Annotated in this window: 11 protein-coding genes; 5 read left to right on the plus strand and 6 right to left on the minus strand. The window is 71.8% G+C overall.

The window, feature by feature from the left end; translation table 11 throughout:
• Positions 1–23: 23 nt before the first annotated feature.
• The gene (locus BD833_RS01635; protein ID WP_166531368.1) at positions 24–8,246 is read right to left on the minus strand and encodes a DNRLRE domain-containing protein; all 8,223 of its coding nucleotides are present in this window, start codon (positions 8,244–8,246) and stop codon (positions 24–26) included.
• Positions 8,247–8,490: 244 nt separating this feature from the next.
• A complete protein-coding gene (locus BD833_RS01640) occupies positions 8,491–9,549 on the minus strand; it encodes an SDR family NAD(P)-dependent oxidoreductase (protein ID WP_341770576.1) in 1,059 nt (352 codons plus the stop codon).
• On the opposite strand from BD833_RS01640, the gene BD833_RS01645 reads away from it, so the two are divergent.
• The 3 genes from BD833_RS01645 to BD833_RS01655 are packed head-to-tail and all read left to right on the plus strand — an operon-like array spanning position 9,517 to position 11,560.
• Positions 9,517–10,764 carry an MFS transporter gene (locus tag BD833_RS01645; RefSeq protein ID WP_166531369.1) on the plus strand — a complete coding sequence of 416 codons (1,248 nt, stop codon included), beginning with the start codon at positions 9,517–9,519 and terminating at the stop codon, positions 10,762–10,764. The two genes, BD833_RS01640 and BD833_RS01645, sit on opposite strands and share 33 nt — an antisense overlap.
• Before the next feature lie 2 nt (positions 10,765–10,766).
• Complete coding sequence (locus tag BD833_RS01650) at positions 10,767–11,246, plus strand: SRPBCC domain-containing protein (protein WP_166531370.1); 480 nt, start codon at positions 10,767–10,769, stop codon at positions 11,244–11,246.
• A complete protein-coding gene (locus BD833_RS01655) occupies positions 11,243–11,560 on the plus strand; it encodes an ArsR/SmtB family transcription factor (RefSeq protein WP_166531371.1) in 318 nt (105 codons plus the stop codon). Before BD833_RS01650 ends, BD833_RS01655 begins: the two co-directional genes overlap by 4 nt.
• Before the next feature lie 308 nt (positions 11,561–11,868).
• On the opposite strand, the gene BD833_RS01660 is transcribed toward BD833_RS01655, so the two are convergent.
• Together BD833_RS01660 and BD833_RS01665 are read right to left on the minus strand one after the other, a co-directional pair.
• Positions 11,869–12,744 (minus strand): phosphatidylinositol-specific phospholipase C/glycerophosphodiester phosphodiesterase family protein, encoded by an 876-nt coding sequence (locus BD833_RS01660; RefSeq protein WP_166531372.1) that lies wholly within the window; start codon positions 12,742–12,744, stop codon positions 11,869–11,871.
• Between the two features lie 196 nt (positions 12,745–12,940).
• On the minus strand, positions 12,941–13,186 hold the full coding sequence (locus tag BD833_RS01665; protein WP_166531373.1) for a hypothetical protein: 246 nt from the start codon (positions 13,184–13,186) through the stop codon (positions 12,941–12,943).
• A 273-nt stretch (positions 13,187–13,459) separates the two neighbouring features.
• Between BD833_RS01665 and BD833_RS01670 the strand changes: the two genes are divergently transcribed.
• Positions 13,460–13,876: a hypothetical protein gene (locus BD833_RS01670; RefSeq protein ID WP_208092280.1), complete on the plus strand. Its 417-nt coding sequence runs from the start codon at positions 13,460–13,462 to the stop codon at positions 13,874–13,876.
• Positions 13,877–14,034: 158 nt separating this feature from the next.
• A complete protein-coding gene (locus BD833_RS01675) occupies positions 14,035–14,238 on the plus strand; it encodes a cold-shock protein (protein WP_014377016.1) in 204 nt (67 codons plus the stop codon).
• Positions 14,239–14,314: 76 nt separating this feature from the next.
• Here BD833_RS01675 and BD833_RS01680 read toward each other — a convergent pair whose 3' ends face one another.
• Positions 14,315–14,791, minus strand: a complete 477-nt coding sequence (locus tag BD833_RS01680) for a hypothetical protein (protein ID WP_166531374.1) — start codon at positions 14,789–14,791, stop codon at positions 14,315–14,317.
• Between the two features lie 140 nt (positions 14,792–14,931).
• Positions 14,932–15,579, minus strand: a complete 648-nt coding sequence (locus BD833_RS01685) for a hypothetical protein (RefSeq protein WP_166531375.1) — start codon at positions 15,577–15,579, stop codon at positions 14,932–14,934.
• Positions 15,580–15,682 lie beyond the last annotated feature (103 nt).

A 15,682-nucleotide genomic window follows, 5' to 3' on the forward strand; every position in this document is an offset into this window, starting at 1 on the left:
TCCTGCTCGTCGCAACCATCTCATCATTTTGCACCCTTAATGTTGTTGCACCGCGCGCAGACATTCCTGCCATTCCTAATAGTGTTCCAGCCGCCCTTGGCTCGAGCAATGATGTGGTCGATTTCACTAGACAGCATATTCTTCCTCTCTCCTAGCCTGAGCCGCTTGGCCCGCGGAGTTTCGACTCCGCAGATGTCACACTTTAGCACTCCGCCATTTTTTTCCATGTTTGCATTGCGGATTTGCTCCCTCGCCATTTTCGTGAACCCCGCGCCTGAAGAGCAATTGTGAACCACGGTGCCGTCGCCCAAGTCGCCGATGACAAACGTGTGCGTATTGGCGACGCTGAGGTTGTAGACGGTCTGGTCGGCCAGCCAGCCGTGGTCGTCGAGGTGCTGGACGACGCGGAGTTCGCCGGTGGCGCCGTGGAGGAGGTCGCCGACGGCGAGGTCGTCCGCGTCGGTCCAGCCCTCGCCTTGGACCCAGATGGGGTGGCCTGCGGTGGCGGTCCAGGCGTCGGCGCGGGGGTCGTCGTCGGCGGTCTGCCCGTTAGCGAGTGCGCCGGCCGGTGCCGGTGCGGTGACGACCTCGATGAGGTGCTTGTCGCCGTGGCCGACGATCACGTCGAGCACCGGCTGGGCGGTCACCTCACCGGTGAGCGGGTCCCGGGCGGCGACCAGGTCACCGACCTCGATGCCGCTGATCGGCTGCGTGGTGCCGTCGGCCATGAGGACACCGGTCTCGGGCGTGAAACTGTTCGGGCGGGTGGCGCAACTAGCCGGTGCTCGCCGGAACGGCTTGGCCAGGGATTGGCCGGCCTTCGCAGCGATGCGTCCGCCGGACCGTGCAGCGGCGAACCCGGCTTTCACCATCGCCCCGCCGCCGGGGACCATGGCGGCCACCGCCTGCACGCTCATCCGCAGGGCCGCGGACTTGTTGCCGGTGACCGCGTACGCACCGGCCGAGATGGCCCCGGCCGCGACCCCGATCGGCCCGGGCACCACGGTGGCCACCACCTCGGCGACCGCGGCGACCTTCTTGGCGACCTTCTTCACCAGGGCCTTGAAGATCCCCCACTGCCCATCCAGATCGGTGCAGTTGACCGGATCACCCGAGCAGTAGTCATAGGCCGTCGAGTTCCCACCCGGGGAGGGGTCCCGGGACCAGAACCGGCCCGTGCCCGGGTCATACAGCCGCACCCCCATCAACACCACACCGGCCAGGGCATCGGCGGAGCGCTGCTTACCGCCCAGCCACCCGTACCGGCCATCCGCACCCGGGGACTGCCCGTCACTGACCCGGGCGCTCCCGCCCTTCAGGTCGGTGGGATTGCCGAACTCATCGGCGGACTGCACCAACGCTCGAGCCCAGTCCGCGACCGTCTCCCCGTCCGCGATGGGCAGCCTGGCCATCACATCGCCGTGCAGATCGACCAGCTGCAGCACCCGGTCACCGGACTTCCCGGTCTCCACCGCCAGGTTGCCGTCCAGCCCGTCCACGTAGCGGGTGATCTCAGTTTCCAGCGACTCGTCCTCGGCGATCCACGCCGGCGAATCGCTGTCGGAGTCGTAGTGGTTGACCTTGGTGACCGCCTCCTGCCACCCCGGCTGCCCGTCACCACCCACCGCCCACGCCGAGTTGGTGTAGGAGGCGAACCGGCCGATCGCATCCAACGACCACGTCTGCCGCGCGACCCCCTCGATCGTCTGGGCGGCGATCAGGTCATTGGCGAAGTACTCGTTCTGGACCGTCACACCAGGCGAGCCGCGCACCGGCGCGGTCGTGACCCGACCCAGCGGGTCATACACCCACGCCCCCGCGCCGACCGCCGACTCCTCCACCAGCCGATCAGCGGAGTCATAGGTGTACGTGTTCGTGCTGGCCCCCGCGCCCGGATCACCAGGATCCACACACCCGCCGGCGCCCGAGACCGCCGTCGCCAGCGACAACCGGTTCCCCCGCACGCTGTAGCCGTAATTCCGCGCCACGCACACCGGCGTGCCGTTGATCGAGTCCTGCACCCCGGTCAACCGGCCCAGCGCGTCATAGGAGTAACGCTTGCTCGTCCCCGGCGTCACATGCGTGACCATCTGCCCCGCAGCGTTCTCCACCGCCGCCGACGAGGCAATCAGCGTCCCGTCGCCGGATCGCGCATACGTGCGCGACACCGGCGTCCGGTTCGCGTCATAGCCGATCGTCAGCGTGACCCCACCGGGAAGCGACTGGCTCATCACCTGACCATCGGGCCCGTAGGACGCAGAGATCGTCCCGGCCACCGAATCGGTCACCGACGTCACGAACCCGCGCGGCTCCTTCGCCCGGTCATAGCTGAACGACGTCGTCGACCCCGTGGAGTCGGACACCTCCGTCGGCTTGCCGAACCGGTCGAAGACGCTGGTGGTCCAGCCACCCGAACCGTCCTCGTACTTGGTCATGCGGCCCAGCAGGTCGAAGGACTTCCTGACCGTCGACACCACCGCACCCGCCGGGTCGTGACCCTCGATCACCGTCACGTCACCGGTTGCCGGGTCATATCGGTTCACCGTCTTCGCCACCGGCGCACCGGCCCCGGCACCCGAGCCGCTCAAGGTCACCGACAGCACCCGGTCGGCGGCGTCGTACTCGGTGACCGTCGTGCGCGACACCGTCGTCGTCGCACCTGCCACCGGGCCGGTGGCCGACTCCGTCACCGAGGACACCGAGCCGTACCGGTTGTACGCGGTGACGTGCTTGACCGGCAGCTGACCCGCCATCCGCGAGGAGTCATGGCCGGTCACCGCACCCGCCGCGTAGGACATGCACGGCAGCCCGGCATAGGCCGCGTTGTTCCCGCACTCGCTCTTCTGCGCGTTCGCCCCGGCGGTGTAGTAGACGGCGAGGTTCGTGCTCGCGTCCTTGCCGGTCGAGCCGATCCCGCGCGACTCGACAGCCCGACCCTGGTCGTCGTACCGGACCAGCGCGGACAGCTTCGCACCGGTGGCGTCGAAGGTGACCACGGTGGGCTGACCCGTCTTCCACCCCGACGTCGGTCCGGCGGGCGAGGAGCCGTCGATCGGGGCGTACCCGTTGACCGTGACCTCGGCGTCCAGGAGACCGTCGGTGGCCGGGTTGCCACCGGCTGGGAGCAGCCCGTCGGTCTGGGTGGTGACCAGGTGGTATGCCTGCCCGTCGGGCCTGTCCTGGTCGTAGACGTACCTGGTCACGTCCTGAACGACCCGGGTGTCCTTCGGGTCGTTGCCGATCGCCAGGAGTACCCGCGGACCTCGGGTCCACAGCACGTCTAGCCCGTCGCGGCTGTAGAAGGTCTTCGTCGACAGGGCCTCGGCGCGGGTCGCACTGTTGTCGGTGTCGCTGTCGACGTTGTTGAGGTTGAGAAGATGCAGGTCGGCGTCCGCGGTCGGGAGCTGGCGGAGAGCCAACAGCCGATTGGTGGCGTCCAGGGAACGCACGACATTGCCGAATTGGTCGTACTGGGCGGTGTCGATGAAGCCGGCGGCCGGCGCATCCGGCCCGGCCGGTGTGGCGGTGTTGACCTCGCGCCCGGAGGCGTCCAGGTAGTGAACCGTGGCCGAGCGGTAGCCGTCGGGGCCAGGGCTGGTAGTGGTCGCGGTGGTGACGGTCGGTACGTCCTCCGGCCCGAAGACGGCGGTGGCGTCGGTCGGGCCGCGGGTCTGCGCCCAGGTCGCGAGCGCGTCGGGGCCGAGGTCGTAGGGGCCGCCGCTGCCGCGGGCGAGCGGCACGGCGTAGACGAGAGTTGTGACGTTCTTCTTCTCGCCGAGCTGATCGACCGTCCCGGGAATGAGCGAGTCGCGGGACACCGTGAGCAGCCGACCGGAGCTGCGGTCGACCAGGTCACCCTCGCCGATCGTCGAACGGGCGCCACCCGTGCCGTAGGCGAACGCCCAGGGCAGCTCACCGGGCACACCGAGGCCGACGACACGTCCATCCGCGTCGTAGGAGTAGCTCGTCTTCAGCGCGGGCGAGATCCGGGGGTCCCACACCTCGCGCAGGCGCCCCTCTGTGTCGTAGGCGTACCGGACCGCGGCCACCGACGTGGTGGCTGCCTGGCCGGCCACGGCCGAGTGCAGCCGGACCTCGACCAGACGCTCGGCGTAGTCACCGAACTTGTCGGCGGTGGCGGTGGTCGCCGTGGCGTAGAGGAGCTGGGTGACCTGGCAGCCGACCGCCGGAACCGGAGTCGTGCAGGCGGCCGTGTTGACCGGCCAGTTGTCCACACCGGGCTGGAGAGGGGCGATCATCCGGGCCAGCCGCAGGCGGCCGTTGACCGATTCGTACACGAGTCGCGTCTGGCCCGCATCGGCCGGAGGCGAGGTCGAGACCAGACGTGCCACGTTGTCGAACGCCGGGTTCGGGCCGCGCCAGGTCTTGGTGTCCCACAGCGAGACGTCATCGGTGCGGTAGACGACGGCGTTGGCGTCGTTCTGGAGGGTGAAGCGCGCGCCGGGATTCCCCCAGGTGTTCGAGCTCCAGACGACGGCGCCGTTGACGGCGTGCATGACCATGTTGCCGTCGGACTGCATGGTCAGCGCCGCGCCAGGGTGGTTCCACGTGCGGCTGTCCCAGAGCGCGGTCCTCCGCCCGTCGACGCGTCCGTCGAGGAGCTCGTAGACCACGGCGTTGCCATCGGTCTGCTGGATGAACTGGAAGCGCCCGTTCGTCGAGAGGACGTACTGACCGCCAGTCAGCCGGTCGCCCGGGTGCAGCATGCTGGTGACGCCGGTCCGGAAGGTGCTCACCGTGCCGTCGAGCTCGGTCAGCCGCCACTGCCCCCGGCCCGCGGGAGTCAGGGTCAGGCTCTCCGCACCCGGCTCGGGCCACCAACGCCCGTCACCGCCCTGGGTGAACCACACCTCCCCACCACCGGACAGGTGCAGCGCGGCGACGTCGGTATACGGCTGGCTGATGTGGCTGTAGCCCGTCTGCGCGCCGCCATCGGCGGTGCCCAGGGACCACTGCGGTCCGAGGGGCGCGAAGATCTCCCGCACCGAGACGTCGTCGAAGAACACCTCCTTGCCCGCGCCGGCGAAACCGTTGTACAGCCGCACGGCGCCGTTGCCTGCCGCCGATGCGGGGACGGTGACATCGACGGTCAGCTGCTGCCAGGCGTCGACGAGACGTGGCCGGGCGCTGGTCACCCGTACCTCTTTGCCCGACTCGGTGTAGACGGCGGACAGTCGCAGCCCGTCCGCGTGCTCAGGGCTCAACCCGCTGGCCGCGGGCACGTAGACCCACGCCGACAGCCGGTAGGTCGCCCCCTTGGCCAACACCGGGGATGTGCGGGGGGTGGCATAGACGTCGCTGCCGGTGCCGCGGCTGACCAGACGCATGGCGTTCTTCCCGGTGTGCCACCGGTTCGTCACCACGCTCACGTCGCCAGCGGTGGCGCTCCAGTCGCTGACCGCGGACATCTTCTGCATGGCCTCGGACAGCAACTCCGGCTGCAGTTCGAACCCGGACCGGGTGTCCCGGGAAGAGGTCGTGCGGCCCAGCGCCATGCCGAACTCGTCGACATCGGTGGAGGACAGGGCGTACTCACCGGTCAGCAGGTTCACCGAGCCGGGACCGACCTCCGTGGTGGCGGCGTAGGCAGCGTCCGGGGAGACGGTGACCGTCGTCCACGCAGTGGTGTACTCGTCGCGGCCGTCGGCGTCTTTGGCCACGACGGCGGCGATCTGCACCGGTCCGGGAACGTGCCCCAGCGTCAGCCCTGCATCCCAGGTGACGTACTCGCCCTCGGCGACCATCGGTGTGAAGGCCGATGTCAGCGGCCTGCCGTCGGCCTCGGTGAGGGCGGTGAGCGGGATCGGGCTGGTGACGGTCGAATCCGGGCCACGGCGCCAGAGGAACTTCACGTGGCTGAAGCCGGACTCCCCCGCGACGGCCACGCGGACGTTCCGCACCACCTGGGCGCCCTCGACCGGCGACAGCAGGCCGGCACGCCCGACGTTGAAGCTGTACCGGGCGATGCCCGACCGGTTGCCGGCCCGGTCGACGGATTGCACCTGCAGGACGTGCGGACCCGTGGTCGGAGGCGTGATGGTCAGGGTCGTGCTGCCGGTGGCGTTGATCCTGGTGGTGGGGGCGGCGTCCAAGCCCCAGTAGAAGCCGGACAGGGTCGAGTCAGCCGCCGGCATCGTCAGGGTGAACTCGCCGGGCTTGGTGGCGTCACCGTGCCAGGTGCCGTCCGCCGGGTAGACGACCGAGTTGACCGTCGGGGCCAGGGGCGCCGACTGGTCGATCGTGAAGTCGCCGCTCCAGTTGGCCGGAGAGGTGTGATAGCTGTCGACCGCGTAGACCACAGCCCGGTAGGTGACCCCGTCCTTCAGCACGTTCGGGTCCACCGTGGTGGCCCCGACCTGGCCGTGGGGGATACCGGTCAGGGTCTTCTCCCAGACGCGCACGTTGTCCGAGCGGCGCCACACCTCGAAGCGGAGATTGGCCGAGCCGTCGCCGTCATCGACCGTGGCGCTGAGCCTGGGCTGGGTACTGCTCGTGAATGCCCCGCCGTCGAAGTTCATCGGCGCCACACCGATGTTGTGCGCGTACGGCTTGTAGGACCACTGCACGTACAGGTGGGGCACCCCCGAACCCACGTCGGCCGAGTTGAACTTCTTCCAGCCGGCGTTGTCCGCCTCGTTGGCTGCCTTCAGCCCCATCGTTCCGTTCATCGCCCAGGTGTCGGCCCACATCCGGAGCAGGTTGGTGACGTCAGCCGACACCCACGCGTCGTCGCAGCCCGCGCCGTAGCCGGCCGTCGCCGAGGAGGTGCTCCAGTGCCGCACCCAGCCCGGCTGGTTGTTGATCCTCGTGGCGGTGCCGGCCGGGTAGGTCTCCCAGATCTGCCAGTCCCGGGGCGAGCAGGACCCGGCGTGCCAGCTCCACATCCACAGCGACGCGTGGTGGATGCTCGAGCCGCGCAACGCGCTCAGGTCGAAAGTCAGGAACGACCGGGCGATCGTCCGCCCTCCGTCGAAGGTGCCCAGGCGGAGGTCACCGGCGGCTGACTGGTCGCTGGCGTACCCGTGCTGCACGAACGTGTCGAAGCTCGCGTAGAGCTCGCCGGTGTTGACCTCCGGGTCGATCACCACGGGGTAGTCCGTGGCCGCATCGAGGAGGAACTCTGCCCCCGGCGTCAGGTCGTAGACGACGCTGCTCCCGTCCTCGCCGACGACGGCCTCCGGCAGCGGCAGGCTGACGCTGGCACCGGCGTCAGCCGCCAGCGCGTCCTCGGCCTGGCCGGCGTCGGCCGGCGGAGACCCCGCCGCCGGGTCGTCGATCGAGGGAACGGGCGCCTCGGTCGTCGCGGCGGAAGGTGTGTCCGGCACGTCCGTGGGGGGCGGCAGGATGCCCGAGCTGAGCAGGCCCTCGGCCGGCGCCGGAGCCTCGAAGGGCTCGGTGATCGGATGAACGCGCTCCCCGTCGGCCTCGGCGTCCCACGCGGTCGGCGTGCTCGAGGAGGCGACCAGCTCGCCGGACGGACGGGCGAACGCGACGCCCCCGCCCTCCGCGGGTACGACCTGCACCCCCTCGGCGGCCATCTCCAGGGACAGTTCCGGGATCGCGCTGCTGACCGGGCGCTCGGTCAGCACGTAGAACTGCTCGAACCCGGTACGTGTCACCTCCACCACGAGGTCGACCCCGGGCTGCACGTCCCGGTAGGTCGCGCGCGGACCGTCGAGCTCCGGCACTGGCAGTGGGTCGTTCCACTCGACGGCCACAGCCTGCCCGTCCGCCCCGCTGGCCAAGGACACCAGGCGGCCGTCCGCCGGGGCGCCACCACCGGGGGACAACACCAGGTCCGTGGGGTAGGACGCAGGTTCGACCGTCCCCTCGGGCGTGCGCACCAGCGTCAGATCGACCGGCGCCCAGTCCTCGGGCGCCGTGCCGTCCCCGGTCGGCTGGCGCACCCAGATCGGCGCCAGTGCCATCCCCGTGGTCATCGTCCCGTCGGGCAGCACCCACGTCGACGTGGTCGGCGTCCGCTCACCGATCACCTCGACCCGCTCGTCCATCAACCGGGCGATGGTCTGGGCCGACGCGGCATCCGGGGCCTGCAGGCCGTCCACCCCTCGCGCAGGCTCCTCCTGGGCGGGTGGCGCGGGCGCCGCGTACGCCTCGCTGGCGACGACCAGGGTCTCCGCCACCAGCGCAGCGCTGAGCGCCAGGCCGAGCGCGCCCCGGCTGCGCCAGCGCGGGACAGGTTCGAATGCGTGCCGTGACTGCACGACGGACCCCGTTCGAGTCGGGTAGCCACGAGTCTTCACAGACTCGGAACGCCGTAGTCACGGTGCTCGCAGGCAGTCTGAGCAGCTGGAACGCGTCACGCCATAGCTTATGGACACGATTCGATCACGAAGCGTCACATAGGTCGTACCCGGGCCGGCTTCGCCCATAGCACCTGTGGCGCAGCCCAGCCGCGCCGCGAGATGACCCGGGGCCCGCACCGACCTCCACCCTCGGATCCGCGGGTCAGTCCACGAGTGCGCCGCCGGACAGGTTGGCGATCGTTGCCGTCATGGCACCGGCCCGGTCCGAGGCCAGGAAAGCAGCCGTCTCCGCGATCTCGGAGAGCGTGGGTAGCCGGTTCAGCAGGGTGCCCTGCGCCAGCCCGCCGTCACCCAGGAACTCCGCGACCGACCGCCCGGACGCGGCTGCCGACTTCGCAAAGAGTTCCCCGGTGTAGGAGCCGGCCGCCGGAGCGTCGACGACGGCGTGCGGCCGGATGTCGACGACCCGGATACCCCGGGGCGCCAGCTCCGCGGCGAGCAGCCGCGAGAACGCCTCCTTGCCGGCCGCGCTCACGCCATCCCCGAGGATGCCGGGCAGAGCCAGCCTGGCCCCGGGCTCGGACAGGGTCAGGACGACGCCGGGCCGGTTGCCGCCCATGTGCCGCGCCACGGCCTTGCTCGTGACGAAGAGCGTCTGCAGGAAGCCCTGGATCGGGCGCATGAACTCCTCCAGCGACAGGTCGGCCAGAGGGGTGCCCTGATCGTGCATGACGCTCACGGCGTTGAGGGCGATGTCGATGCTCCCGACGCTCGCCGCCACGCCCTCCGCGTGCTCGTCGACCGCCCGCTGGTCGAACACGTCGACCTGCGCGACGTCGGCGCGCCCACCTGCGGCGGCGACGTCGCGCGCCACGGCGTCGAGTTTCGCCTGCGTCCGGCCGGCGAGGAAGACCCTCGCCCCCTCCCGGGCGAACACCCGCGCGACGGCGCGCCGATGGCGCCTCCGCCGCCGTAGATCACGGCGTTCCTGTCCTCGAGCAGCAAGCCGGTCATGGTCGTCCTCCGCGTCGTCGATCGGTCGTCGGCACAGCTCGTGCGGGCGGTCACGTCGGGTCCGGCGCCGCCAGCGTGCAAGTCGCACATGGGGCCACACAGTTCCCCCGCCCGGCACGCGGGCTGCGTCAGCCACTTGCCATCTGCATCCGGATGGTTGCACAATCCTCAGGCCAGATGCAATCGTGTGGTTGCTATACGAGAGGAGGGCACCATGCCGATCACCACCGCACCGCCACGGGACCACCGCATCGCGGTCGTGCTCGCGGTCCTCTTCAGCGGCGCCTTCGTCATGGGGTGCGCCGAGATGCTCGTCGTGGGGATGCTCGACCTGATCGCCGCTGACCTGGCCGTGCCCGTCTCGGCGGCCGGGGCGCTGGTCACCGCGAACGCCCTCGGGCTGGCCATCGGTGGCCCCCTCCTGACCTTCCTGACCATCAGGCTCGACCGCCGGACCGTCCTGCTCGGCGCGCTGCTCGTGTTCGTCCTCGCCAACCTGCTGCCGGCGCTCGCCGCCGGCTACCCGGTGTTCATGGCCGCTCGCGTCCTGATCGGGGCGGTGCAGGGCCTGTTCATCGCCGCCGCCTTCGTCACGGCCACGTCCGTGGTCCCACCGGAGCGCATCGGCCGCGCCATGGCGGTGGTGGTGTCGGGCTTCGCCATGTCCAGCGCCTTCGGGTTGCCGGTCGGCACCTTGCTCGGCCAGGCGGTCGGATGGCGAGGGTCGTTCGGCGCGGTCGTCGTGGTCGGCGTCGTCGTCCTCGCTCTCGCGCTCGTCGTCCTCCCGGCGGTCCCGACACCGCGGGACAGCCGCGGAGCCGGCCAGGCGCGGTACGCGTTCGCCCCGCGCGTGCTCGCCGTGCTCGCACTGAGCTCCGTGATCTTCGTGGCCATCCAGTCGGCGCTCACCTACCTCGTGCCGTTCCTGGACCGGGTCACCGGCGTCTCGGGCCCGCAGGTGAGCCTGTTCCTGCTGGCATACGGCGCGGCGACCGCGATCGGGTCCTTCGCCGGGGGTCGTTTCGCCGACGCGAACGCGGCGCGGTCGCTGGTCGTCGGGAGCACCGGGGTCACGGCGTCCCTGCTCGCGCTGCTCCTCCTCGGCGGGAACGGCCTCCTCGTGTTCGTCGCCGTCTTCGCGGTGGGCCTGTTCGGCATGGGTATGGCGCCGTCCATGCAGTTCCGCGTGACGAGTCTCGCGGGTCCCGGCGGGCCGCTCGCCTCGGCGCTGCCCGCGTCGGCGGTCAATGCGGGCATCGCGGTCGGCTCGCTCGCCGGAGGAGCGGCGATCGAGGTGGCCGGCGTGCGGGCGGCAGTGCTGACCGGCGCGGTCGTCGCCGCGCTCGCCATCGCCGGGGCGTGGCTGACCAGAGGGCTCGTGCCGCCCGCCGGTACCGCCGGGGCCGTCGAGGACGCAGACTTCAGCCCACCGGCCCCCGCACAGCCCGCCGAGGAGCGATGATCGTGAGCAGCACCGTCAACGAGCCGTCCGTGGTCGACGGCGGCGCCTTCACCGTGCGCCGCTCGATCCTCATCTCCGCCCCGATCGAGAAGGTCTGGTCCGCGGTCAGCGAACCGGCGCACATCTCCCGGTGGTTCGGGCGGGCGGTCCTCCACGGGTCCGGCGTCGGGGCGCACGGCACGCTCACCTTCGACGGGGGCCGCGCCGTGCCGGTGCGCATCGAGCACGTCGAGGAACCGCGGGTGATCTCCTACCGCTGGACCAACGACGACGCCCGCGACGTGCTCCCGGAGCAGGTCGACGTCGAGCACTCCACCGTCGTCACCTTCACCCTCGAGAACGCCTCCGGCGGCACGCGGCTGACCGTGGTCGAGACCGGCTTCGAGACCCTGGCCGACCCGGCGGCCGACCTCGAGACCCACCGCACGGGGTGGAACGTGGAGCTCGACAAGCTGGTCGACCTGCTCGAGGGAGCCTCGTGACCACGGCGACACTGGTCCCGGTCTTCGCCGCGCTCGGGGACGAGACGCGGTGGAACATCCTGGCCGCCCTCGGCGAGGGAGAGGCGTCCGCCTCCGCTCTCGCGCGGCGGCTGCCGGTCACCCGCCAGGCGATCACGAAACACCTGGCCGTGCTCCAGGAGGTCGGGCTGGTCGAGCCCGTCCGCGTCGGCCGGGAGATCCGGTTCCGCGTGATCGCCTCGCAGCTGAGCGAGACCGCCCGCCGCCTGGACGTGATCGGCGCCCGGTGGGATCGCCGACTGGCTGCGATCAAGCAGATCGCCGAGGACCTGTAGGGCCGCGTACGCCGTCAGCCGGCCAGTTGGCGGGCGGGCGCGCCGAACACGTGCGCCCGGAGGGCGTCGGGACGGGCGACGTCGCGGGTGCAGCCCAGCCGCGCCAGGCGGGCCACACCAGCGGGGACGAGTGATCGGGTCGTCAGCGTGGCAGCACAGCGCTGATCCCCTGGGCGACCCGCCCAGGTGCCGAGCCGCCGCCACGACCTGAGGTCGGCCGTCCGCGGCCGGCTGCGGGTGGGCGGGGGTACGGATGCCGTGCCGCCGGCGGGCCTGCCTGGGAGGCGTCCCAGGCAGGCCCGCGTCGGTCAGGCAGCGGCCTGCTGCTCCTGGGGGTCGTGGGCGAGCAGGAACGCCTGGAGGCCGGCCAGGTCGTCGGTGTTGATGTGGTCGACGTCCGCGGCGATCAGCTCGCGCCACACGGCGTCGCGCGCAGCGCCGGGCATGTCCGGGGTCGCCCAGAACCGCACCCGGTATCCCTGGGCGTGCGCGGTGGCCACGATGGAGTGCAGCTTCTGCCGTTCCGCCTCCGGCATCGGGCCGACGCCGGCCCAGGTGAAGTGGTTCGTCCAGTTGTCGCTCACCAGCGGCATGAGAGCCGCCGGGAGGCCGGAGTGCAGGTCGGCCAGCCGGCCGTCGTAGCCGGCGAGCCGCACCCGCTGCGCGGCCATGTCCGCCAAGGGCCGGTTACCGCTGATCACCGCGGTCACCGCCCCCTCCCTCAGCTGCCCGTTGTTCCAGCGGGTCATCATCGGCGCGTACGCGCGCAGCGCCCGGTCGATGGCGGCGTACGTGGCCGGGCCGTCGCTCTTGATGTCGATGAGCAGCTGCAGCTGCCCGTCCCAGCGGGGGTGGATGGAGCCGCGGTTCTCCCGGTAGAGGTCGCGCATCGGCTCCAGGTACAGCGACTGCAGGGTCACCCCGGGCTGGGTGTCCTCGAGGTCGTGCGCGACCCGCAGCTCACCGTCCACCAGCCACACGTCGGCCTCCACGCTGGTGAAGCCGTGCTCGAGCGCGTCCGCCAGTGGACGGTCGTGCTCGTAGTCGTTGTGGGCGTGAGCCCGCTCGAGGGGTTCGACGGCGGAGGTGGGTGGTGGCGCGGCAGCGGCCGGGCTGATGGCGGGAGCCGTGAGAGCGGCTGCGGTGGCGACGAGAAGGGTCAGTGTTCTGCGGGTGAGTCCCATGGCCAGGCACGGTTGCTCTCCCGGGCAACGCGCTCGCAGACCGCTGCCAGCCTCCCGGGGAAGATTTCCCGTCCGGCTCGAGACACCCGGGCGGGGTACATGCACCGGTCATGCGGCCTTCGCCTGCCGGGCGGTTTCCGGCCACCCGGGCACCCGGAGTAGGCAGGTGGAGCGCCTCCTCCAGCGCGCTCGGAGCTCAGCCGGCCAGCCGGCGGGCGGCCGCACCGAACACGTGCGCCCGGAGGGCGTCGGGACGGGCGACCTCGCGGGCCAGCCCGGCGGCGGCCACGGCGGCCCGGAGCGCGTCGGCCGACTCGGCCAGCCGGTCGGCCAGGATCAGGTCGAGGTCGGCGTCGTGCAGGTCCTCGATGTCACGCAGGAAGACAGCTCCGCCGTCGGAGGCCGGGGTGCGGGTGGACGAGGCGGCGAGGCGGTGCTGCATGACGGTTCTCCTTGAACGGTGGCGCGCCGGATCCGTCCGGTGCTGCCACTGACCCTGGGCGGCCAGCCGCACGGTGCCGCCGAGAGAAGCGCAGGAAAAGCGCAAGACCGGCGGCTCCCGGTTGCGCTGCGTTCCGGTCTCGGCCGCTCCTCCCCCGGCCGGTCGGAGCGGCGTCCCCCGGAGGGGTGAGGGGCGCCTCCCCGCCTGCCGCGCTGCCTCCAGGTGCGGGTAGCTGGAGCCGATGCAGGTCGGGACCGCGACGGAGGAGAACAGGTGAGGATCTGGTTGCTCGTGTACGGCGTGCTCTACGTCGTCGTCGAGCTGATCGGCTCCGCCCTGCAGTCCGTCGGCTGGGCGCAGCTGACCGCCCTCGACGTGGCGACGGCGGTGACCGACGCCTTCCTCACCGTCTCGGTGGGGCTCGCCGCGCTGCTGGCCGCGCACCTCGGCGCCCGGCGCTGGGGCGCCCGCCTGCTCGACAGGGGTCGGCCCGACGACGTCGAGATCGTCCCGGACGGCCCGATCGGCGTCCGGTCGTGGCGCCCGCCGCCGTTGGCGCTCCCGGCTGCCCCCGCCCCCCGGCCCTCGGCGCACAGCACCTACTCCGTGGGCGCCTACGGCACCGGCTCCGGACGCCGGACGCGGCGGCTGGCGCCGTCGTTCCCGGAGGAGCCCGGCCGCCTGCTCTGAGCTCGGCGGCGGCCGCCCTGGCTGCACCGAAAGAGTCGCAGGTCACAGTTGTGCCGCGGTGGTGTTCCCTTCTGGCGATCTTTGGCTAGGGTTGGGCCGTCGGGAAGGCCCTGCGCTATGGCAGGACCCCGGCGCACCACCTCAGCTAGGAGCGAGCAATGCCCGAAGGAACTGTCAAGTGGTTCAACGCGGAGAAGGGGTTCGGCTTCGCCACCCCGGACGGCGGCGGACCGGACGTGTTCGTCCACTACTCGGCCATCCAGTCCAGCGGGTACCGCTCGCTCGATGAAGGCCAGCGGATCGCGTTCGACATCGAGCAGGGCCAGAAGGGCCCGCAGGCCGCGAACGTCACCCCGCTCTGATCCCCTGATCAGCACAGCGCCCCCGCCCGGATCTCCGGGCGGGGGCGCTGTCGTTCTGCCGCGGATCAGCCGCCGGTCAGCGGGCCCGCGGCACGTACCCGCCGATGAGCGCGGACATCAGCAGTGCCCCGTCGTGCTCCCCCACGGCGGCTGCGGCGTCGGCGAAGGCCTGCCAGCGCTGCCGCTCGACGTCCGTGGGCGCCTTCTCCGCTCGGGCGGTGAGCTGCTCGAGCAGCCGCTCCCACTCCCCCTGCGGGGTCGGCCAGAGCCCGGCCAGCCGCCGGGCCTCGGCGGAGATGGCCGTGATCCGGACGATGTCCCCCGCGTGGTTGGTCAACGGCTCGATGTAGCCGGCCGACGCCAGCGCCTTCGCCGCCGCGATCACGTCCGCCTTGGGCAGGCCGCTCCCCGGCACGACGGAGCCGAGCAGATAGGGAGCCCCGCCGTGCTTCGGCTCGTCGACCAGCCGGGCGATCGCCCGGAGCACGGGCAGGTCACGGGTGAACCAGACGTCGGGCAGGAGGCCGTCGGGCGGCTGGGGAGCGGAGGTCACTCCCCCAGTCTCCTCGGCCCCGCACCGCCGGCGGCGCCCCGCCCCGGGGTCACGGGGGCGGGGCGCGGTGCGGCGGCCGGCCGGACCACCTGCAGGGGCCCGTCGCACGCCGGCGAGGGCGGGAGCGCGACGGCCCTCGTTCAGTCGCCGGCGGCGGTCAGCTCCGGCCGGGTGGCCAGGATGACCCCGAGCAGCGTGTAGCCGATCAGCAGGTGCCCGGCGCTGACGAAGGCGGTCGCCTCCTCGCTGACCAGCGTCATGGCGGGGAACATGACCAGGGCCCACGTCTCGGCGATCGCCGGCCAGATGCGCGCCGGCCCCCGCCACCGGCCGGCGATGGCGATCCGGATGCCGATGGCCGCCATGCCCAGCATGGACAGCGGCCAGAACAGGTCGAGCGCCATGAAGAACGCGTTGTCGGACAGCTCCGGCGCGACGATCCACTGCACCGACGAGGCGATCGCCAGGCCGAGCAGGACGTGCTCGGCGTGCAGGAAGCCGCGGGCCAGCCGGCCGGCCCCGGTCGCCCGCGTGCGCAGCTGCACCGAGACCAGCGCGACCAGGCCCAGCTGGAACAGCAGCGAGGACACCTTGTAGGCGACGGGGTACTGCCCCACCGCCGGGTCGACGTCGTAGGTGAGCACGGTGCCCAGGGCCCACGCGGCCGCGCCGGCGGCCGTGGCCAGGCCGCCGAGGCGGATCGAGCGGAACGGGTCCGCCGCGGGCCGCGCCGCGGGCGCCGCGGGTGCGTCGGTGCGGGCGGGCGGCGGGCTGGCGTTCAGGGTCATGCGGTCCTCCGGGAGCTGCGGCGCGGTGCCCGGTGGCACCGCCGGCCCCCACCGTGGCGAACCGGCGTCCCGGGCGGCCAGGGCGCCGGTGCCCGGACGATCC

It is taken from the genome of Blastococcus xanthinilyticus (genome assembly GCF_008124835.1).
GTDB classification, from domain to species: Bacteria; Actinomycetota; Actinomycetes; order Mycobacteriales; family Geodermatophilaceae; genus Blastococcus; species Blastococcus xanthinilyticus.

What these genes read in the sequence shown, in the direction of transcription:
- BD833_RS01645 (WP_166531369.1), top strand. Translation starts at nt 9,517, where the DNA reads ATGCCGATCACCACCGCACCGCCACGGGACCACCGCATCGCGGTCGTG.
- BD833_RS01660 (WP_166531372.1), bottom strand. Translation starts at nt 12,744, where the DNA reads ATGGGACTCACCCGCAGAACACTGACCCTTCTCGTCGCCACCGCAGCC.
- BD833_RS01665 (WP_166531373.1), bottom strand. Translation starts at nt 13,186, where the DNA reads ATGCAGCACCGCCTCGCCGCCTCGTCCACCCGCACCCCGGCCTCCGAC.
- BD833_RS01675 (WP_014377016.1), top strand. Translation starts at nt 14,035, where the DNA reads ATGCCCGAAGGAACTGTCAAGTGGTTCAACGCGGAGAAGGGGTTCGGC.
- BD833_RS01685 (WP_166531375.1), bottom strand. Translation starts at nt 15,579, where the DNA reads ATGACCCTGAACGCCAGCCCGCCGCCCGCCCGCACCGACGCACCCGCG.